Source organism: Limnobacter sp. CACIAM 66H1, assembly GCF_001601825.1.
GTDB lineage: Bacteria > Pseudomonadota > Gammaproteobacteria > Burkholderiales > Burkholderiaceae_B > Limnobacter.
On the sequence record NZ_LUJK01000020.1, the window covers coordinates 32,173 to 51,613 of the forward strand.

The 19,441-nt window shown below is 54.3% G+C and carries 21 protein-coding genes and 2 pseudogenes; 15 read left to right on the forward strand and 8 right to left on the reverse strand.

Annotated elements, in window-relative coordinates; translation table 11 throughout:
- Positions 1–8: 8 nt before the first annotated feature.
- From A0129_RS07670 to mpl, 3 genes are read right to left on the reverse strand one after another with little or no spacing between them, the layout of a single operon-like run.
- Positions 9–572 carry a chorismate lyase gene (locus A0129_RS07670; RefSeq protein ID WP_291713889.1) on the reverse strand — a complete coding sequence of 188 codons (564 nt, stop codon included), beginning with the start codon at positions 570–572 and terminating at the stop codon, positions 9–11.
- Positions 569–1,213, reverse strand: a complete 645-nt coding sequence (locus tag A0129_RS07675) for a YqiA/YcfP family alpha/beta fold hydrolase (protein ID WP_291713891.1) — start codon at positions 1,211–1,213, stop codon at positions 569–571. Before A0129_RS07675 ends, A0129_RS07670 begins: the two co-directional genes overlap by 4 nt.
- Positions 1,210–2,601, reverse strand: coding sequence for a UDP-N-acetylmuramate:L-alanyl-gamma-D-glutamyl-meso-diaminopimelate ligase (gene mpl, locus A0129_RS07680; RefSeq protein WP_291713894.1), 1,392 nt, complete (start codon positions 2,599–2,601; stop codon positions 1,210–1,212). Before mpl ends, A0129_RS07675 begins: the two co-directional genes overlap by 4 nt.
- Positions 2,602–2,663: 62 nt before the next feature.
- Here mpl and A0129_RS07685 point away from each other — a divergent pair, with 62 nt between their 5' ends.
- The 8 genes from A0129_RS07685 to A0129_RS07725 all read left to right on the forward strand — a co-directional run bounded on the left by A0129_RS07685 (position 2,664) and on the right by A0129_RS07725 (position 9,063).
- Positions 2,664–3,266, forward strand: coding sequence for a hypothetical protein (locus tag A0129_RS07685; RefSeq protein WP_291713896.1), 603 nt, complete (start codon positions 2,664–2,666; stop codon positions 3,264–3,266).
- Positions 3,263–3,760 carry a TlpA disulfide reductase family protein gene (locus tag A0129_RS07690; RefSeq protein ID WP_291713897.1) on the forward strand — a complete coding sequence of 166 codons (498 nt, stop codon included), beginning with the start codon at positions 3,263–3,265 and terminating at the stop codon, positions 3,758–3,760. The genes A0129_RS07685 and A0129_RS07690 overlap by 4 nt, the downstream gene beginning before the upstream one ends.
- 179 nt (positions 3,761–3,939) lie before the next feature.
- Positions 3,940–4,404 (forward strand): acetyl-CoA carboxylase biotin carboxyl carrier protein, encoded by a 465-nt coding sequence (gene accB / locus A0129_RS07695; RefSeq protein WP_291713900.1) that lies wholly within the window; start codon positions 3,940–3,942, stop codon positions 4,402–4,404.
- A gap of 15 nt (positions 4,405–4,419) precedes the next feature.
- On the forward strand, positions 4,420–5,769 hold the full coding sequence (gene accC / locus A0129_RS07700; protein WP_291713902.1) for an acetyl-CoA carboxylase biotin carboxylase subunit: 1,350 nt from the start codon (positions 4,420–4,422) through the stop codon (positions 5,767–5,769).
- On the forward strand, positions 5,770–6,684 hold the full coding sequence (prmA, locus tag A0129_RS07705) for a 50S ribosomal protein L11 methyltransferase (RefSeq protein ID WP_291713903.1): 915 nt from the start codon (positions 5,770–5,772) through the stop codon (positions 6,682–6,684).
- An 85-nt stretch (positions 6,685–6,769) separates the two neighbouring features.
- Positions 6,770–7,582: a zinc-ribbon and DUF3426 domain-containing protein gene (locus A0129_RS15805; protein ID WP_367189844.1), complete on the forward strand. Its 813-nt coding sequence runs from the start codon at positions 6,770–6,772 to the stop codon at positions 7,580–7,582.
- Between the two features lie 25 nt (positions 7,583–7,607).
- Entirely contained in the window at positions 7,608–8,564 is a 957-nt protein-coding gene (locus A0129_RS07720) for a carbohydrate kinase family protein (RefSeq protein WP_291713904.1), read from the forward strand.
- A 19-nt stretch (positions 8,565–8,583) separates the two neighbouring features.
- A complete protein-coding gene (locus A0129_RS07725; RefSeq protein WP_291713906.1) occupies positions 8,584–9,063 on the forward strand; it encodes a glycine zipper 2TM domain-containing protein in 480 nt (159 codons plus the stop codon).
- Between the two features lie 81 nt (positions 9,064–9,144).
- Here the strand turns inward: A0129_RS07725 and A0129_RS07730 are convergent, their stop codons facing one another.
- Entirely contained in the window at positions 9,145–9,714 is a 570-nt protein-coding gene (locus A0129_RS07730; RefSeq protein ID WP_291713908.1) for a YggT family protein, read from the reverse strand.
- A gap of 18 nt (positions 9,715–9,732) precedes the next feature.
- Complete coding sequence (locus A0129_RS07735; RefSeq protein WP_291713910.1) at positions 9,733–10,059, reverse strand: hypothetical protein; 327 nt, start codon at positions 10,057–10,059, stop codon at positions 9,733–9,735.
- Between the two features lie 99 nt (positions 10,060–10,158).
- Between A0129_RS07735 and A0129_RS07740 the strand changes: the two are divergent.
- Positions 10,159–10,408 (forward strand): annotated as a pseudogene (locus A0129_RS07740) (DUF1653 domain-containing protein).
- 2 nt (positions 10,409–10,410) lie between these two features.
- Here the strand turns inward: A0129_RS07740 and A0129_RS07745 are convergent.
- Positions 10,411–11,916: an NAD(P)/FAD-dependent oxidoreductase gene (locus A0129_RS07745; RefSeq protein ID WP_291713911.1), complete on the reverse strand. Its 1,506-nt coding sequence runs from the start codon at positions 11,914–11,916 to the stop codon at positions 10,411–10,413.
- Between the two features lie 179 nt (positions 11,917–12,095).
- Between A0129_RS07745 and A0129_RS07750 the strand changes: the two genes are divergently transcribed.
- Entirely contained in the window at positions 12,096–12,995 is a 900-nt protein-coding gene (locus A0129_RS07750; RefSeq protein ID WP_105027238.1) for an alpha/beta hydrolase, read from the forward strand.
- Positions 12,996–13,060: 65 nt separating this feature from the next.
- Positions 13,061–14,272, forward strand: a complete 1,212-nt coding sequence (locus A0129_RS07755) for an MBL fold metallo-hydrolase (RefSeq protein WP_291713914.1) — start codon at positions 13,061–13,063, stop codon at positions 14,270–14,272.
- A 9-nt stretch (positions 14,273–14,281) separates the two neighbouring features.
- Here the strand turns inward: A0129_RS07755 and A0129_RS07760 are convergent, their stop codons facing one another.
- Together A0129_RS07760 and A0129_RS07765 are read right to left on the reverse strand one after the other, a co-directional pair.
- Positions 14,282–15,097 carry a DUF4105 domain-containing protein gene (locus tag A0129_RS07760; RefSeq protein WP_291713915.1) on the reverse strand — a complete coding sequence of 272 codons (816 nt, stop codon included), beginning with the start codon at positions 15,095–15,097 and terminating at the stop codon, positions 14,282–14,284.
- On the reverse strand, positions 15,097–15,870 hold the full coding sequence (locus A0129_RS07765) for a helix-turn-helix domain-containing protein (RefSeq protein ID WP_291713917.1): 774 nt from the start codon (positions 15,868–15,870) through the stop codon (positions 15,097–15,099). The genes A0129_RS07760 and A0129_RS07765 overlap by 1 nt, the downstream gene beginning before the upstream one ends.
- A gap of 123 nt (positions 15,871–15,993) precedes the next feature.
- On the opposite strand from A0129_RS07765, the gene A0129_RS07770 reads away from it, so the two are divergent.
- The 4 genes and pseudogenes from A0129_RS07770 to A0129_RS07785 form a co-directional block, all read left to right on the forward strand.
- Positions 15,994–16,449, forward strand: a complete 456-nt coding sequence (locus tag A0129_RS07770; protein WP_291713919.1) for a hypothetical protein — start codon at positions 15,994–15,996, stop codon at positions 16,447–16,449.
- Between the two features lie 88 nt (positions 16,450–16,537).
- Positions 16,538–16,822, forward strand: coding sequence for a PAAR domain-containing protein (locus A0129_RS07775; RefSeq protein ID WP_291713921.1), 285 nt, complete (start codon positions 16,538–16,540; stop codon positions 16,820–16,822).
- 71 nt (positions 16,823–16,893) lie between these two features.
- Entirely contained in the window at positions 16,894–18,516 is a 1,623-nt protein-coding gene (locus tag A0129_RS07780; RefSeq protein WP_291713923.1) for an NAD(P)/FAD-dependent oxidoreductase, read from the forward strand.
- A 628-nt stretch (positions 18,517–19,144) separates the two neighbouring features.
- Positions 19,145–19,441 (forward strand): annotated as a pseudogene (locus A0129_RS07785) (AAA family ATPase); the annotation flags it as partial.

Consider the following 19,441-nt stretch of genomic DNA (forward strand, 5'->3'; position numbering starts at 1 on the left):
CAACTGTCCTAAAGGTAATATTCAAGTTGGGGCAGGAAGACTTCCATCACCCACAACGGTGTTCTGTTGGGCTTGCGCGTAAAGCGCGCGCAACGGGCATACCAAACGCGACCGCTGCCCAGCCGGTTCATGTCGGCTTTCATCTCTGGGGGCAACAAACGCTGCACCCAGGGCTGCTGCAATGGCAAACGCGCGAAATAAAGCTTGCCCCGTTTTACCTGCGGGTCGGAAAACAACACCGTGCCCAATGAGCGGGTGCCCAAGCCCCGCCAAAAATGCCAATCATTCACCGGGCCGTCCATTTCAACCAGAGTTTGGGCCAGCACCACAGGCACATTGTTCACATGCAAACGCACCAGTCGCTGCCGCATCATTTGCCCTGACATACCCAGTCCCCTCACCCTCGGCGCATGTTTGATCAACACGTTGCCTAGTGCAACAGGCTCTACTTTAAACCCCTTGTCCAAGCGCACCAAACGCTGGGTGAGCGAGCCGGGGGTACTTACCCAGTTTCGGGCCCACACAGGCCAGCTTGGCGGGCAATGCCCGCTCCATACAACACCAACGCTCATGGCAAACCCACGGCCAGTTTCACGAAGGGCAATATGTCATCGAAATCGCTCAAGGCATGGTCAGAACCCAACAAATGCAGTTGATGCGCACCGCGATAACGCGCGAGCATGGTGTCACAGTTCAGTACTTCATCGTCCCGGGCTGCCACCAAAAAATAGCGCGATGGGTCAGTCAGGCTGGTTTGTTCCATGGCCTTCAAATCACCAAGATAAGCGGGAACAAATTCAATTTCTTCGTCGGAAAAATAAACTTTCTTTTTGCCGATTTGATCCTGCAGATCATCATATGGCCTGATGGCGGGGTTCAGCAGCACCACCGTGGACTGCACATGCTGTTCGCCCAGCACCGTGGCGTAATACCCTCCGAGTGAACTACCAATGAAGGTTAACGACAGATCGGGCTGGCTTTGCAAACGCGCATCCAGGTGCTGCTCGATCATCGCCATCGCCCGCGCGGGCGAGGCTGGCAAATCAGGCACCCACAAGTGGCTGCTTAAACCAGCCTGGTCAAAACAATCGATCATTTTCTGGGCCTTTACAGATCGAGACGATGAGCGAAAGCCATGCAGATAAACCACCAGGTCGGCCACGACCGCGGTGCGCGCAAACCCGCCGGGGCTGCTGAGGGTAAAGGGCGTCAAACCCGCACCCGTGTGGCCAAGGCATCGACCAACTTTTGATGGACACCACCAAATGAGCCATTGCTCATGGCCACCACCCAGTCACCCGGCTGCGCCAGAGAAACGACGTGGTCAATTACTTCGTTCAAATCATCGCTGGTAAACAGCCGGTCGCCCAAGCTGCCCAGAGTATCGCGCACATTCCATTGAATACCTGCGGTGTAGCACACGACGGACTGCGCTTCATCAAAAGAGGCTGGCAAGGCTTGTGCAAGAGTTCCCATTTTCATGGTGTTGGAACGGGGCTCAAACAGCGCGATTAACTTTCCGGTCGACTTGCCTGCCTCGCCGGCAATTTCAGTCATTCGGGCTTTTGCACCCTCCAGAGTGGTGGCAATCGCTGTGGGGTGATGCGCAAAATCGTCATACACCTTCACGCCAGCGGCCTCGCCACGCAATTCCATGCGACGCTTTACGCCAGGGAATTCGCTCAAGGCCTTGCAGGCATCCGTTAACTTCACGCCCACCGCATGCGCAGCGGCAATCACAGCCAAGGCATTGTTTACATTGTGCAAACCGGACCAATTCCATTCCACCCGGCCTTTCACTTCACCGTGTTTCAACACTTCAAATCGTGAGGCACCCAACACGCGGGCTTGCCAAGGAGCTTCATCGCCATTGGCGGAAAAACGCTCGACTGGGGTCCAGCAACCCCGTTTCAGCACGCGCTCCAGTGATTCGGTATTGGCAGGACAAACCACCCGCCCTTCCGACGGCACGGTGCGCACCAAGTGGTGAAACTGGGTTTCAATTGCCGCAAGGTCGGGGAAAATATCGGCGTGGTCAAACTCCAGGTTGTTCAACACAGCCACCACGGGGCGGTAATGCACAAACTTGGAACGCTTGTCGAAGAACGCAGTGTCGTATTCGTCGGCTTCAATCACAAAGCAGTCACCCTGCCCCAAGGTGGCCGACACACCAAAACCACCGGGTACACCACCAATCAGAAAGCCTGGATTCAAACCCGCCTGCTGCAACACCCAGGCCAACATGGAACTGGTGCTGGTTTTGCCATGCGTCCCCGCCACTGCCAACACCTTGCGACCCCGCAAAATATGCTCACCTACCCACTGCGGCCCGCTGGTATATGGCAAACCTTGGTTCAAAATTGCCTCCATCAGCGGATTGCCGCGGGAGACCACATTGCCGATCACCCACAAGTCAGGCTTGATGTTCAGTTGCTCCACACCAAAGCCCTCGGTCAGCTCTATACCAGCTTGGGTTAGCTGGGTGCTCATGGGTGGGTAAACATTGGCATCACAACCGGTCACGGTGTGGCCCAGAGACTTGGCCAACTGGGCAACACCGCCCATGAAGGTGCCACAAATCCCGAGAATGTGGATGTGCATTCTTTCTTCCTTTCAGAACAAGCCCATATTGTAGTGCCTGTGAATTTGGATACACTGCCGGTATGGAAGAATTCTTCGCCCCGCAAGACGAACTTCGCATAGAAATTGCGATGACCGCCGCCCGATTGATCGCCGAGGAAGGCCTAGACTATGCCACCGCACGCAACCAAGCCGTGAAAGCCGTGCTCGGGAAACAGCGCGTGCCTCGGGAACGGCTCCCTTCAGATCAAGACATTCAAGACGAAGTACGCGCGTATCAGGCGCTGTTCCAAGCCGATAGCCAGCCCGGAGAATTGAACGAATTGCGCGAAGTTGCACTCCAATTCATGCAAGGAATTCAGCAATTCGAGCCCATTGTGTATGGCGCAGCCGTGAATGGCACGGGCAGCGCACATTCAGATGTTCACCTCATTGCCTTCGCCGATGACGAAAAAGAAGTGGATTACTGGTTACTGAACCAAAACATCAATTTCGACGCCTGTGAAGACGCCTTGCTGGCCGGCAAATCATTTCCCGCTGTGGCCTTTCGCTGGAAACAGCGCTGGTTTCAGCTGGGCGTGGCCAGCCCAGTACAACGCCGTGGCTTGCTTAACCGGCAGGCACCCGATGGAACCCTTTTTCAAACTGACATAGCGGGCCTGATACGCCTGATTGAAGCACCATGAAAAACAAATTGATCCCGATTATCACTGCCGTTCTCGCTTTGGCCATTGGCCTTTATTTCGGCTTGAAACCGAAAAGTGGGCCAGATTACCCACTTAGTGGCTACACCTTTGACACCCCCCAAGGTGGATCGCTCGACTTGGGCGCATTGAAAGGCAAGGTGGTGGTGCTCAACTTTTGGGCCACTTGGTGCCCCCCCTGTGTAGAGGAAATGCCTGAGCTGGACGAGCTTTACCCTCAATTGCAGGCCCAAAATGTCGAACTAATCGGCATCGCAATTGATTCACCTTCTAACGTCGACCAATTTCTACAGAAAACACCAGTAAATTACCCTATCGTGCTTGCTGGCATGACTGGCACTGAACTTGGAAAAGTGCTGGGTAACCAGCAAGGCGGATTACCGTTTACCGTCATTTTGGACGAAAATGGTAATGAATTACTGAAAGAAGCCGGCAGAATACAGATGAGTACTATCACTAACGCACTGCAACGTTAAAATCGGGTATGCTCACGCAACGCCTGACTTGGGCGAACCGCGAAGCAAGGTTCACCAACGCCCTCCAAGGTGGAAAATAATTGATTTTCAGTGCACACTAAGCGAAGTTAGGCTCAAATCACCTCGCACTTGGTTGTGTACTGCCATACAAAACCAACCTCCCTAGATGGAGCAAGCAAATGGACCTCAGAAAGCTTAAAACATTGATCGACCTGGTCGCCGAATCTGACATTTCCGAACTGGAAGTGACTGAGGGTGAAGGCAAGGTACGAATCGTCAAAAGCCAGCCCCAATACACCATGGCCATGCCGCAGCAAATGGTGCAGCAAGCCCCGGTAGCTGCCCCAGCGGTGGCTGCAACCGCAGCGCCTGCAGCCGCCGCCGAAGCACCTACTGCTCCAGCCGAAGCTGGCCACAAGGTTACCTCTCCCATGGTGGGCACCTTCTACCGCGCGCCCAGCCCTGGTGCCTCCAATTTCGTTGAAATTGGCAGCACTGTCAAAGAAGGCCAAACCATCTGCATTATTGAAGCCATGAAATTGCTCAACGAAATTGAGTGCGACAAATCTGGCGTGGTGAAGGCCATTTTGGTCGAAAACGGTCAACCTGTGGAGTTTGGTCAAGCTCTGTTCGTCATTGAATAAAGCGGGAGCTGCACCATGTTTGGAAAAATATTAATCGCCAACCGCGGCGAAATAGCCCTGCGCATTCTGCGCGCCTGTAAGGAAATGGGCATCAAAACCGTGGCGGTGTACTCCACCGCAGACGTCGACGCCAAGTATGTGAAACTGGCCGATGAATCGGTGTGCATCGGCCCACCGAGCTCCAAAGACAGTTACCTGAACATTCCAGCCATTATCAGCGCCGCCGAAGTTACTGATTCTGAGGCCATTCACCCCGGCTACGGCTTTCTTTCCGAGAACGCCAACTTTGCCGACCGTGTTGAAAAGAGCGGCTTTGTGTTCATCGGTCCGCGCGCTGAGTCTATCTTGCTGATGGGCGACAAAGTGTCAGCCAAGCGAGCCATGATTGCAGCTGGCGTGCCCTGCGTACCGGGCTCTGAGGGAGAATTGCCCGACGATCCACGTGAAATCGTGAAAATTGCACGCCAAGTGGGTTACCCGGTCATCATCAAAGCCGCTGGCGGCGGCGGCGGTCGGGGCATGCGAGTAGTACACACCGAAGCCGCACTTTTGAATGCTGTAACCATGACCAAAACCGAGGCCGGGTCTGCATTCAACAATCCCGCGGTTTACATGGAAAAGTTCCTTGAGAATCCTCGCCACATTGAAATTCAGGTATTGGCAGACGAACACAAAAACGCAGTATGGCTGGGTGAGCGCGATTGCTCCATGCAGCGCCGTCACCAAAAGGTGATTGAAGAAGCGCCGGCACCGAACATTCCACGTCGGCTGATAGAGCGCATCGGTGAACGCTGCGCGGAAGCTTGCCGCAAAATTGGGTATCGCGGTGCGGGCACATTCGAGTTCCTGTACGAAAACGGCGAGTTCTACTTCATCGAAATGAACACCCGTGTGCAGGTTGAACACCCTGTTACAGAGATGATCACCGGCGTGGACATTGTGCAGGAACAGATTCGTATTGCTGCCGGGCAAAAGCTGCGTTTCCGCCAACGTGACATTGAATTCCGCGGCCACGCCATTGAGTGCCGAATCAACGCGGAAGATCCATTCAAGTTTGTGCCCTCACCCGGCCCAATCAAAAACTGGCATGCACCGGGTGGCCCTGGAGTGCGCGTGGATTCCCATGTGTACAGCGGTTACAACGTGCCTCCTCACTACGATTCCATGATCGCCAAAGTGATCACCTACGGCGAGGATCGCAAGCAGGCCATGGCCCGCATGCGCCAGGCGCTTGCCGAACTGGTGGTCGACGGCATCAAAACCAACACAGCCTTGCACCGTGAATTGATGGAAGACGCCCGCTTCGTTGAGGGTGGCACCAGCATTCACTACCTTGAGCACAAACTGGAAGCACGTTTCAAGTAAATGAACCCACAGGCCACTCCACTGATACAAGCCAAACTGACCCTGCCTTTTGAGCAAGCCGATGAAGTCTCAGACCTGCTCATGGAGTTGGGGGCCCTGGCGGTCAGCCTGGAAGATGCCAATGCCGACAGCGAAGACGAACAACCCTTGTTCGGCGAGCCCGGCATGGAACCAGAATCAGCGGCGTGGAATTTGAACCATGTGGTGGCCCTGTTTCGCAACAAGGCCGAAGGTGAGCAAATTTTCGGTGAAGTTCCAGCTGAATTGCTGGGCGACGCTCAGGTTGATTACACGGAAGTGCCCCAAGAGGACTGGGTTCGCCTGACCCAGTCCCAATTCGATCCCATTCCCATTTCAGCTCGCTTGTGGATTGTGCCCTCCTGGCACGAGCCCCAAGACATCGACGATCGAATCAATCTGGTGCTCGATCCTGGCTTGGCTTTTGGCACAGGTTCACACCCCACGACCGCCCTTTGCCTTCGCTGGCTCAGCGAGTTTCCGCTCAAGGGGCAAAGTGTTCTGGATTACGGCTGCGGTTCGGGTATTTTGGGGATTGCTGCACTTAAATTGGGCGCCTCTGAGGCCATTGGCGTGGACATCGACCCACAGGCGGTCGACAGCACCGCTTACAATGCCCTCAACAACGGGGTAGAAATGCCCTGCGGTTTGCCCGATTTCCCGCTCGCCAAACGTCAGTTTCCGGTAGTGGTCGCCAACATTTTGTCAAACCCGCTGAAAGTTTTGGCGCCGTCATTGTGCAACCATGTTGAAGCGGGCGGGCAATTGGTGCTGTCTGGGGTATTGGCGCGTCAGGCCGAAGAAGTGATTGCCCACTACCGTCAATGGATCAATTTGGCAGTGTGGGCCGAGCGTGACGGTTGGGTTTGCCTGCATGGCCAAAAAGCAACTGACTGATTCAGCAAACTAGCAGGCAACCAAATGGCCAACGAATTGGCCAGATTACAGCCCAGCGCTTGACGGGCAAGGTTAAACTAGCACCATGAGCCTTGCCACCCGCTGCCCGAACTGCAACACCCTATTCAAAGTCACCTCTGGCCAACTGCAAATGCATGAAGGCAAGGTGCGCTGCGGCCATTGTCAAACCGTGTTCTCCGGCATTGAACACCTTACTTCGGCCGACACTGAGGCCTGGCAAAAGCTCGACTTAAGCCCGAGACAAACAGACAGCAACTATATCAGCGACCACAACTTGACCGGTGGCGACGGCACGGGCTCCGAAGCACTGTTCGCTGACTCTGCGCCCAACAAGCCGCTGCTGAATTTCAATGTAGGCAGCCCGAGTTTGAAAGTGGCCTGTGTTGCGCTGCTGCTGACGCTTGGCCTTCAGGCACTGTGGTGGCAGCGCGTCAGCCTGCTGCAACAAACCCCCGAGATCGCCAAATACATCAACAGCGCCGGCCCCACCCTTCAGGGACTATTTGCAAGCTCGGCCACTCAGGCCCTGCGTGTTGAGGGCAGTGGCCTTCAAGCCCTGGACGAGCACAACTTGCGAGTGGACCTAACCTTGCACAATCAGCTTGTGCTGCCAGCCCGTTGGCCTTACCTGAAAGTTGAACTGCTCGACCCACAAGGATTGGTACTGGCCAGCAAGTCCTTGAGCCCCAGCGATTACCAACTGCGGGATGAAAATGCAGCCAGTCAAGCCCCCTTGATCCCCGGCAAAAAAACCGTGGAAGTACTGGCATACTTGAACCTGAGTACTTTGAACACGCAACTCCCCGAAAGCGCGGCAACCGGCTTTCGACTCGAATTATTTGACCAAGGCCCAAGCGAACAAAAATCGCCAAGCTAATTTTTTAATACTGGACCTTTTCACCATGAATTCCCCAACCAACACCAAACGCGTTCTAATTTGCGGCTCTATTGCATTTGACACCATCATGGTGTTTGAAGGGCGCTTCAAAGATCAAATTCTGCCCGACCAAGTACACATCCTGAACGTGGCATTTCTGGTTCCAACCCTTCGCAAAGACTGGGGTGGCTGTGCAGGCAACATTGCCTACAGCCTGAACATGCTGGGCGGCAAACCTGTACCCATGGCCACGATTGGACATGATGCCGGTGGATACTTTCAGCGCCTGCAAACATTGGGCATCGAAACCAATTGCCTGAAACAGATTTCCGAAGAATTTACTGCACAGGCCTTTATTACCACCGATCTGGACGACAACCAGATCACTGCATTTCACCCTGGTGCAATGAGCCATTCTCATTTGAACAAGGTGAGCGATGCGGGGGAACTGGTATTGGGTATCATCGCGCCAGATGGCCGCGACGGCATGATGCAACACGCCGAGCAATTTGCAGCTGCGGGCATTCCGTTTGTATTTGATCCGGGCCAGGGCCTGCCCATGTTCGGCAAACCCGAACTTGACCGGTTTTTGGAACTTGCCACCTACGCTGCTGTCAATGATTATGAGGCCAAGATGTTGTGTGACCGAACTGGGCTCACGCTGGAGCAGATCGCTCAGAAGCTGGAAGCACTCGTGGTGACTCGTGGTGCGGAAGGCAGCTGGGTGTTTACACAGGGTCAACGGCACGACATACCGTGCGTTAAAGCAGAACGCATCGCCGACCCCACAGGTTGCGGTGATGCTTACCGCGGCGGCCTGCTCTACGGTCTTACGGAAGGCATGGGTATCGTAAAAGCGGCCAAGCTGGCGAGTTTGATGGGCTCTTTGAAGATTGCAGTGAAAGGCCCTCAAACCTACCAATACAGTCGGGAAGAAATTGCGTCCAGGTTCACTGCCGCTTTTGGCGAACAACCCTGGTAATTTGAAAGGAAATCAAATCATGGCCAAGTCAATTCAATTCAGTTTTAGAAGCACCGGCGCAGTGGCCCTGATTGCGCTTTCTGCGCTTGCAGGTTGTGCTACGCAAAGCAGCTCGGGACAAGTGTACCGAGAAGGCGAAACCCGTCGTGCACAAATTATTGAGCAAGGCACAGTTGAAAGCGTGCGCACAGTGACCATTCAAGGCGACACCAACGGCGTGGGCACTGCGGCCGGCGGTATTGTCGGTGGTATCGCGGGCAGTAATGTCGGTGGTGGCAGTGGTCGTGCCGTAGGTGCGGTTTTGGGTGCAGTGGCAGGCGGTATCGCTGGTCAAGCCATTGAGCGCAACGCGTCAACTCGCCAGGGGCTTGAAATCACCGTTCGCATGGACAACGGCACCTTGCGTGCTTATGTTCAAGATGCGGCGGGTGAAGACTTCCGCCCAGGCGACCGCGTACGAATCGTCAGTGGCGGCGGCACTTCTCGCGTGACACGCTGAGTTGCAACCAGCGCAAAGCACCATGAAAAAGAGCACCGTTGGAGGTGCTCTTTTTTTATTTCAACTCAATTAATCAATCAATCAAAAACCCGGCATCAGGCTTTGCAGCACCATCATCACGATCTGCAAAATCAGGAAAAATACCAAGGGCGATAAATCTACATTGCCAATGGTGGGCAACACCCTGCGCAGCGGCTCCAGAAAAGGACGCGACAATTCATTCAAAATGGATGCGATTGGCGAGAACGGATTCACCCAGCTCAAGATCACCTGAATCAGTACGATGCCCATCAGCAGGTAAGCCACATTGCGCAGCACCCAGAAAATGGCAATCGGGATGGTCAACGTAATCAGCGAACCAAAACCCGGGCCTCCGCTGGAAAGCCCAACCGTCAGCAGAACCAACACGATGTGCAACGCGAACGACACAACAAAAGCGCCGAATATGGACGCCCAGTCAATGCCACCATAGCCCGGCACACCCTTGCGCAGGGGCTTCACGAGCCAGTCTGTCATGGAAAAAATAAAAGGTGACAGGGGGTTGCTGGGGTGTATACGCACCCACTGCATCAACGCACGCAGCAACAGGCAAAAAGTCAGCAGGCTGGCGGCTGTTTCCAGCAGTAGGCGCAAAATATCAATTAGAAGCATGGTGAAGCGTTCAGCAAGTTAAGGTCGTGAGCCAGTTGGAAATGGCCAGGTAGTTGTGGCGCCCTTTAACTTCCGGGGCTTGGCGGCTCCCGACCTGCGACGGCGCGCCGGCTTGCTCGGGGTGAGCAAAGCCAAAGGCGTAACCTCTGAAGGAGAAAGCGCCGTTTTGGAAGGTTTGCGGGTTGTAGCCACTGGGCGCGCGGCTTTGCTTTCAGCGGGCTGCTCTTCCACCGACTTGACCACGGGCTTGGCGGTCGGCTTGCTGGGCGACCTGGAAGATGACTGTGCAGCGACCTTGGCGGCTGTTTTGCTGGTTTCCTCGGTTGCTCGCTTGGTTGCAGGCATTCAGGAACTCCTTTCAATTCTTCAAAGACAGCCGTACAGTTTAACGATATGACCTTGAATATTCAAGAAATATGACTCTGATCCACTGAGGAAAAGCCCATGAGCCAAGTGCAAGAACAACCACACAGCGTGAAAGCAGGCGAACGCTATCGTCACTACAAAGGCGGCCTGTATGAAATCATCTGCCAGGCCATTCAAGAAAGCGACCTGAGCCCGGTGGTGGTGTACCGCCCTCTGAGCGGCGACACCCACACAGCCTGGACACGCCCCATGAGTGTATTTTTTTGAAATGGTACATGTGGGTGAGCGCATGACCCAGCGCTTCACCCTAGTTGATGGCGACAATTAAATTCAGGCAACCGCCTTCAACTTCGGCTTGGCCCTGCCCCCCGCCTTTGCAGGTTCAAACACCAAACCGGGTTCATCCACTGGGTCTTCCAGCAAGGTTTTGGTGTCATGGTAGTAGTCTTGCCGGTTGTGCCAAGGGTGAGTTTCCCCCTGGCGCGGCAACTGGTCAGCCACACGCTGCAGGTAACCCGAATTCAAGCCACCCAACACGGTGAATCCTTCCACAGGTTTCACATCGGCAGTTTTGGCCACCGCCACGGCGTGGCCATTTTTGTCCATGTAGTTCAGCAATCGGCACACAAAACCGCTCACCAAATCTGATTTCAAAGTCCATGAAGCATGCGTGTAGCCTAGAACTACTGCGGCGTTCGGCAGGTCTTGAAGCATGGCGCTTTTGTAGAACATTTTTTCACTCAGGTTGACCGCCTTGTCATCCAGTGAAATCTTCATGCCGCCTACCATTTGTACGTTCAAACCGGTGGCAGTCACGATAATGTCGGCCTCAAGAACCTCACCCGAGTTCAACTCGATGCCATTGGCTACAAACTGCTTGATGGTGTCTGTGGCCACACTGGCTTTACCACTTCTCAGGGCTTTGAAAAAATCACCATCGGGCACCAGACACAGACGCTGATCCCATGGCATGTAGTTGGGTGTGAAGTGCTTGATGTCCACATTCGAACCCTTCAACTGCCTGCGCATCATGGCAATCAAAAACCGCCGCACCACTTCCGGCTTGCTTTTGCTGGCCTTGAACATGAAGTGCGCCAAACCAATGGTACGCGTGCGGTTCAGCTTGTAGGCCAATTTGGAAGGCAGGGTTTTCTGAAGCACTTTGGTGAGTGCATCCACGGAGGGCAATGAAAAAATATAAGACGGCGAACGCTGCAACATGGTGATGTGCTCGACCTTGTCAGCCATGCTGGGGATGAGCGTAACTGCAGTTGCACCGCTGCCAATCACCACCACTTTTTTGCCGGTGTAGTCCAGGTTTTCTGGCCAATGCTGTGGATGAACAATCAAGCCTTTGAAGTTTTTCTCACCCGGAAAATCGGGGCGGTAGCCTTGATCGTAATTGTAGTAACCCGCACAGGCCATCATGAATTTGGCGCGGTATTGTTCGGGTTCGCCAGTCGCTTCATTCACCGCATTGATCACCCAACGCTGAGCCTCGCTGTCCCAATTGGCATCGCTTACCTTTCGCTGAAAGCGAATATGGTCAAATACCTTGTTTTCGGTGGCTGCCTCGTGCACATAGCTGCGAATGTCACTGCCCTGAGAAAAGAAATGTGCATTTTTCCAGGGCTTGAACTTGAAGCCGAAACTGAACATGTCGGAATCGGATCGGATACCGGGGTAACGGAACAGATCCCAAGTGCCACCAATGGTGGTGCGGCGCTCGAGGATGGTGAACTTTCGGTTGGGGCATTCCTTTTTCAAATGGCATGCAGCACTAATGCCTGACAAACCTGCGCCAATGATCAAAATGTCTTCGTCGAATATCGCCATGGTGTCTCCGTGTGGTTTTTCTCTTTTTTTATTGTGCCGATTTTTTCAGACCTGAAAACAGCGTTTGCGAATACCCTCCAGATTTGTCCGAATTTATCAAGTGCATTGAAAACTCAGGGTAAACTGGCCAGCACTGGCAGTGCTATAAATACCCCATCCCACTTTCCAAGAGGAACACCATGCCGTCCATTCAAGCCAAAGTGATGAACAAAATTGCGAGCATCGCCCTGAAAAGCTACCGGGGCAACGGTGCCGGTTTTGTGCGCAGGTTCCGCATGGTGACAGCCGCATCCAACCTTCTGGCGCCAGTTCCCAAAGGCTTGAAACACATCAAAGGCGCTTTGGGCGGCGTACCTGGCGAGTGGCTGATTCCCGTCAATCCCAAGGGTGCTCTGCTTTACATTCACGGCGGAGGATTTGTGGCGGGTCACCCACCGATGTACCGCCCTTTTTGCGGGGCCTTGGCCAATGCGCTTGGATTTCGAGTGTTCATGCCTGATTATCGCCTTGCGCCAGAAAACCCGTTTCCAGCGCCATTAGATGACTGCATTGCTGCCTTTGAAGCGCTGGTGGCCGACACACCCACTGGCGAGCCAATTTTCGTGGCAGGCGATTCCGCTGGCGGCAATTTGGGATTGGCAGTACTGCAACATGCATTGAAGAAAAAGTTACCCGCGCACGGCGGTCTGCTGATTTCGCCAGCCACCGACATGCGCCGCCTGTCACCTTCGATTGAAGGCAATGACAAAACCGACAGCATGTTGTCCTCCCACATGATTGAACATGCCGCCAACTTGTACATGTGCGGCCATGACCCCGCCGATGAACGCGCATCGCCATTGCTGGGCAAGCTGAAAGGCCTGCCACCACTGATGGTGACTGCCAGTGAAGACGAATGTTTGCTGGACGATTCTGTATTACTACGCGATGCGGTAGAAAAAGTGGGTGGGCAAATCACTTTGCTCACCCGCCCCGGCATGCCGCATATTTGGCCGACGATGAACATTGCCTTGCCGGAAGCCAAAGAAGACTTAACCAAGATCATTCGCTTTTTCTCGCCGCTGGTGAAGGGCATCTAAAACCGCATTGGTGGCAGTACAAGGTGTTGGAGACACATTCAACACCAACAACAATGACTTTTTTCATGTCCCGCACAGGCCTTGCAGCCTGTGCCCTCCTTTGCGCACCAATCCTGTCCGCTTGTTTGGGAGGCGATTCCGCCACAGGCAGCGCCAGCACGGCAAGAACCAGTCCCAACGAAACACGGCCCAATGTGTTTGAGCCCGCCAACTTCACACCCCTGCCCGCAGCGGGCACTGCGAGTGCCGAACTTCAAGCCACGCGTGAACGCATTTTGGGCCCCAATGCCATGGACCCTGAACAAGTGAAGTTCTGGTGGGTGGGTGTGTCCAGCTTCATTGTGAGCATGAAGGGTCATTTGTTCTTGATGGACGCTTGGGAAATTGTGGGCGTGCATGCCAACTACGTACCGATTGGCCGCGAGGAACTGGCCGCCATTCAACCCGAGGCAATCTTCATTGGCCACGGCCACTTTGACCACGCTGCGGATGCCGGCTATGTGGCCGGCTTGAGCAACGCCCTGCTGGTTGCAGGCAGCAATGTGTGCGACATCGCCCGCGAACGCGCCGCCAGTGAGGGCATACCCAACAGCTTTCCGTGCTTGAACCTGGGCGACCAAACCAACCCGGGTGCTGGAAGCACCCGCGCCATTCAAATTTGGGAAGATGTCGAGCCCGTGCATGTTGTACAGCATACTCACTCTGCCGCTGAACCCACCGACCTGCTCAGCGGTGGTATGCCGCTTGTGTACATTCCCGACGTGCTGACCTACCCCACTTACCTGAACACCAGCCTGGCCGAGGCACTTCGGTTTGTGGGCACGCTGCGTGACGATGGTGGTGTGGGCCAACCCGCAGGTGGCACCTGGGCCTATCACTTCCGCGCAGGCGACTTTGCCTGGTTTTGGCACAACTCCACCGGAGTGATGAAAGCAGGCAATGCAGAAAGCGAAGCCGTGGCCAACGCCTTGGTCAAATTGCCCGAATGCGTGGATGTGCAACTGAATGCAATTGTGGGTTTTGGTTTGGTGACCAGTGCCTACCGCGACGCCCTGGCGTATGTGGCACTGACCAAACCCAAAGTGGCCTTGCCCAACCACCACGACGCCTGGACACCCGGTATTGGGGGTGGGGCCTCGGCTTATGAAAACAGTTGGCTGGAGGCTGTCAGCAAGCTGCCCAACCCACCCGAAGTAGATTACCTGCGCGACCCGGTGGACTATATGAAACCGCGCAGCTACAACATCAATGACCCACGCTGGGCGGGTGGCTGCTGACCCACCACATCACATGCCAGGCACGCCCCGGCGAATGACTTCCGAAAAGTTTTCACCGGCCTGCATGGCCCTGGCACGGGGCACTATGTAGCCTTTTTCCTGAAGCTCGGAATAAGCAAAACCCTCAACCAAACCGCCCTGCGCATGCGCGTACTCCGCGAAGTACCCACTAAGCAGCAAGCGGTAATCCAAGGGCAAATCAGGCACAATTCGTTTGGCGATATCAAACACCACGGTGGTGCAATTGCTGGTCAGCGTGTTGTAAAACTCGGGGGTTTTTTCCAGTTTGCTCGCCTGCTCCACATAAGCCAAAAACAAGGTTTGCAATTGTTCAGGCGGAATGGACAGCCTGAAAATATAAACGTCTTCACCGCGTGCATTGCTGCGGGTTTTAATAATGTCCGCTTCATCTGCCGCCACCAAAATTGCCTCGTACTGCCTGAAAAACCCCTTCCATGCAGAAAACTTTTCCCCTTGCTCTTTTCGGATTTCGAGTGAAAAAGTAAGGTACTGGCCATCGGCAAAACCGAATGAAACAAGCGTGTGTGCAATTTTTGGCCCCATCCAGTACGACAGGATGAGGTCGGCGGTTTGCAACTGGCTTAAATCGTATTCACGTGTTTCCCAACGTGGGGTGTAATCGGTTTCTGTGCGCCACTCAAAGTTGCGCACATTTTTCAATACCACTTGATTACCCTTCACATCGGCATGCAGCATGTGGGCCACATCGTCAGCCCATTGCCGGTTGTGGCTGGGTTTTTGAAGAAACCACCATGTTGCGAATGCACCCAAGGCAATCAGCAAAAACAACAGCAGCGTACGCATCAGGCAAAGGCCTTTCGAGTGGCCTCGTCAGCAGGGAACAAATGTTCAATTCTTAACGATGCCGCAGTGATGTCCAAAGGCGCCCCGAAACTGGTGAAAGTTGACACAAACCGAAGCTCACCCACCGTACTTTTAAACCGGGTTACCAAGGTGGGGTTGTTGAAGTTCTGTGGCTGTTTGGTATCGAACATTGATTGCGGAATTTGCTTCAACATGGCCTGTAAGGCGGGCACGTGCAAAGCCTCACGCTGAGCCCTTTTCAGCACATCACCCAGCACCTCGGCCGGGTTCTCCAGGCGCGAGGCCAAGCCACCGGGTGCAGTCAGCGCCAGCAACACATTCGGTGTGGCTTGTAATGCGGCCAAGTCAAATTCCAGCAATTGCAACAAGCGCACAAAGCTGGGATTGAATTTCAGCAAATTCCATTCACTGTCCAACACCATGGCCGGGGCTGCATGCTGCGCAGTCAACATCAAATCAATCACTTCATTGATGGTGCCCATTTCACGGTGATCAATCGGCCGGCTGCCAAACAAGGGCGCAAATCCCGCAGCCACCAGCGCTTCATTGCGCTCATTCAGCGGCGCATCCAGACCCTCCAGCAGTGCCAACAGCATGTCTTTGCTGGCGCTGGCTTTGCCTGTTTCAATGCAACTTAAATGGCGCTGGGAAACGCCAACGCGCAAGGCCAAATCAAGTTGGCTGACCTTTTGTCGAGTGCGTAAATCGCGCAGGCGAATTCCGGCGGTATGGGTGGGGGCTTGTGTATGCATGTGCTCATACTGCCACGGAAAATTTCTGAAATCTATGACCTCGCAGGTTATTGCTGCAATGACCCTGACCTCATCAAACTGGTGTTGAACTAATTCACTTTCAACCACGCGAGGAGACCTGCCATGCAAGCCAACACTGTACAAAACACACCAGCAAGCACTCCAACCCTTTGGATCAACTGGCTCACCTACACCGCCGAATTTACGGTGCTGTTTGGCCTGTTCATGGTGCTTGCACCGGGCTGGACCCAGCAGGCATTTGGATTGTTGATATTCCAGAACACCGAACAGTTTGCAGCGTTCGACCCACAAGCCACTGCTTATATTGAACTGGCCCATGCGGTGATGGGCTCAGTGCTGGTGGGTTGGGGTGCGCTGATCTTCATGCTGGTGCGCAAACTGAACATTGAGGACGCCAAACAGACCTGCAACATGATCACGATTTCCGTATTGCTTTGGTATGTACCCGACACCGCATTTTCGCTGTACAGCGGCTTCTGGCAAAACGCGGTTCTGAATTCCGGGTTTGCTGTGTTGTATGCGGTGCCCTTGCTGGCTTTGCGCAAGTATTACAGGTAAGGCATTTTCATCCACAAGCCATGAAATTCAAGGGAACCACCGCCACGGATTAATTACTCAAGGAGCTACACCACTTACTTTTGATCGCATGTCCTCAAGGCCTCTTATACAAGGTCGCGCACAAATCCTGATCGGCGACACCACCAGCCACGGTGGTGTGGTCATCTCGGGCAGCCCCACCACATCGGTTGAAGGCCGACCCATCGCCAGGGTCGGCGACATGGTCACCTGCCCTTTGTGCAAACCCCATGTCTTCCCGATTGTCGAGGGACTCAGCACATTCACCGACAATTACATGGCGGTGGCCCTGCACGGTCACAAAATTGCGTGTGGTGCCACCTTGATAGCCAACAGCAGCAATCGCGAAGAATAAGTGCACTTTGGCAGGTAAAAGCATAAAATACGGCCTTGATCCGAAAAACAGATCCACAAGGTACACCCGCCATGATCCGCTTGTCCGAGCTGAAGCTTCCACTCGACCATCCTGAAGACGCCCTGCCCGCATTAATTTGCAGCACCCTGAAAATTTCAGCCAACCAGCTCAAAAGCTTCAGCATTTACAAGCGCAGCTACGACGCGCGCAAACAAAAACTGCTGTTGGTGTACATCGTGGATGTGGAACTGGACAGCGCTCAGCTTGAAGCGCAGCTATTGGCAAAATTCAGTACCAACTCGCACATTCGGCCTGCGCCCGACATGGTCTACCAGTTGCCAGTGAAACTGAAGGAAGCCCCAGCCATTCGCCCGGTGGTAATTGGCTTTGGCCCCTGCGGTATTTTTGCAGCGATGATGCTGGCGCAAATGGGCTTCAAACCCATTGTGATTGAGCGTGGCAAACAGGTACGCGAACGCACCAAAGACACCTGGGGCCTGTGGCGCAAACGTGTGTTGCACACCGAATCGAACGTGCAGTTTGGCGAAGGCGGCGCCGGCACATTTTCAGACGGCAAACTGTACAGCCAAATCAAAGACCCGCGCTTTCTGGGCCGAAAAGTGATGACCGAGTTTGTCAAGGCTGGCGCACCCGAGGAAATTTTGCTCGTCAGCAAACCCCACATTGGCACCTTCCGCCTGGTGAAAGTGGTAGAAAACATGCGCGAGCAGATCATCGCCATGGGTGGTGAAATTCGCTTCCAACAACGCGTCTGCGACTTTCACATTGAAGACGGCCACATTCGCGGCCTGACCATTGAGAACCTGAAAGACGGTGGCACTTACGAACTGCGCGCAGACCATGTGGTGCTGGCGCTGGGCCACAGTTCCCGCGACACCTTTGCCAAGCTACACGAGCGCGGCGTGTACATGGAAGCCAAGCCATTTTCAGTGGGCTTTCGCATAGAACACCCGCAAGGGCTGATCGACCGGGCCCGCCTGGGGCAACACGCCGGCCACCCCCTGCTGGGCGCAGCCGACTACAAGCTGGTGCACCATGCTGCCAATGGCCGATCGGTGTACAGCTTTTGCATGTGCCCCGGCGGCACCGTGGTGGCCGCCACGTCAGAAGAACATCGCGTGGTCACCAACGGCATGAGCCAATATTCCCGCAACGAACGCAACGCCAACGCGGGTATTGTGGTGGGCATTAGCCCGGCCGACTATCCCGGTGGCCCACTGGCAGGCATCGCCTTTCAACGCAAGCTTGAATCCAATGCCTTTGTGATGGGCGGCAGCAACTACGAGGCACCCGGGCAATTGGTGGGCGACTTCATTGCGGGTAAGGCATCGACTGAACTGGGCAGCGTAGAACCATCGTATAAACCCGGCGTGAAAATGACTGACCTGGCCGACGCATTGCCAGAGTACGCAATCACGGCCATGCGTGAAGCCTTGCCGGCATTCGGAAAAAAAATCAAAGGTTTCGACATGCACGACGCGGTGCTGACCGGCGTTGAAACCAGAACATCGTCGCCACTGCGAATTACGCGTGGCGACGACTTCCAAAGCCTGAATGTCAAAGGCCTTTACCCTGCCGGTGAAGGTGCCAGCTACGCGGGTGGTATTTTGTCGGCGGGTGTCGATGGCATTGAAGTGGCTGAAGCAGTGGCGAGGAATTTGGTGGGGGGTTAACTGCTTCAGCCTTGTTAGTCTTAATCGTGGCTTTGAGGCAGGTCTGGATGCCTCGGTACGCACGGTTCCTTAGCAATGCTGATACCGATGCAACAGGCTACACAGCAGGCAGCACTCACAGAGGCAGTAAGAGTCGAGGCCAAAGAAGCTCCTAATTTGGCACTGACAATCGGAGAGGCTATCAATATGCCCAAGGTTCCGGCAGTACCAGTGATTTTCCCCATTAGCGCAGAGTTTCTTCTGCATGGCGACGCCTCAAACTCTCGACGCTCGATATGGTACTCAGCCATGTTACGCGCATGAATTAGATCAGAGTCGCTCATGGTTTGGACAGCAGGGGGACTGATTGCAAATGATGAATTCATATAAACCTCTGTTGTGAGTAGGGACTGCTGAGTAGTCGCGTGCATGAAGTGGTTCCATTCCTGTTCAGAACACCTCCACCCATTTGTAGCCCCAAATTACACCTCATCAAATAATTCATTCAACGAAGGTTTCCTGATACATTCGAAGAGATGATCGTACACACCGGCTGCAGATCGAACTTCCTCGACGACGAGTCATACGATCAAATTCAAGAAGTCTTTCACCGACAAGAAAACACGCACAAACTTTCAGGTACCGGTGAATGGTTTTCAAACACATGGAGGCCGTACCCATGTTGAACAAATATGAGGGGTTGAACCTGCCGATCGTGCAAGCCTGTCAGAATGCCGCCAACAGCGTACCGGTTATCGATTTGAAGTTAGCCGCCGAGCAGTTTGGCAACTACCAACAGGCTGACACGTTTGACCATGTAGTACTGCCCGCACACCTGCACGCGAGCGAAGGCTATTTTTTAGCCCGCGTTGAAGGTGATTCAATGAACAAACGCATACCACCGGGTGCATGGTGCCTCTTTCACTTCAACCCGCAAGGCACACAG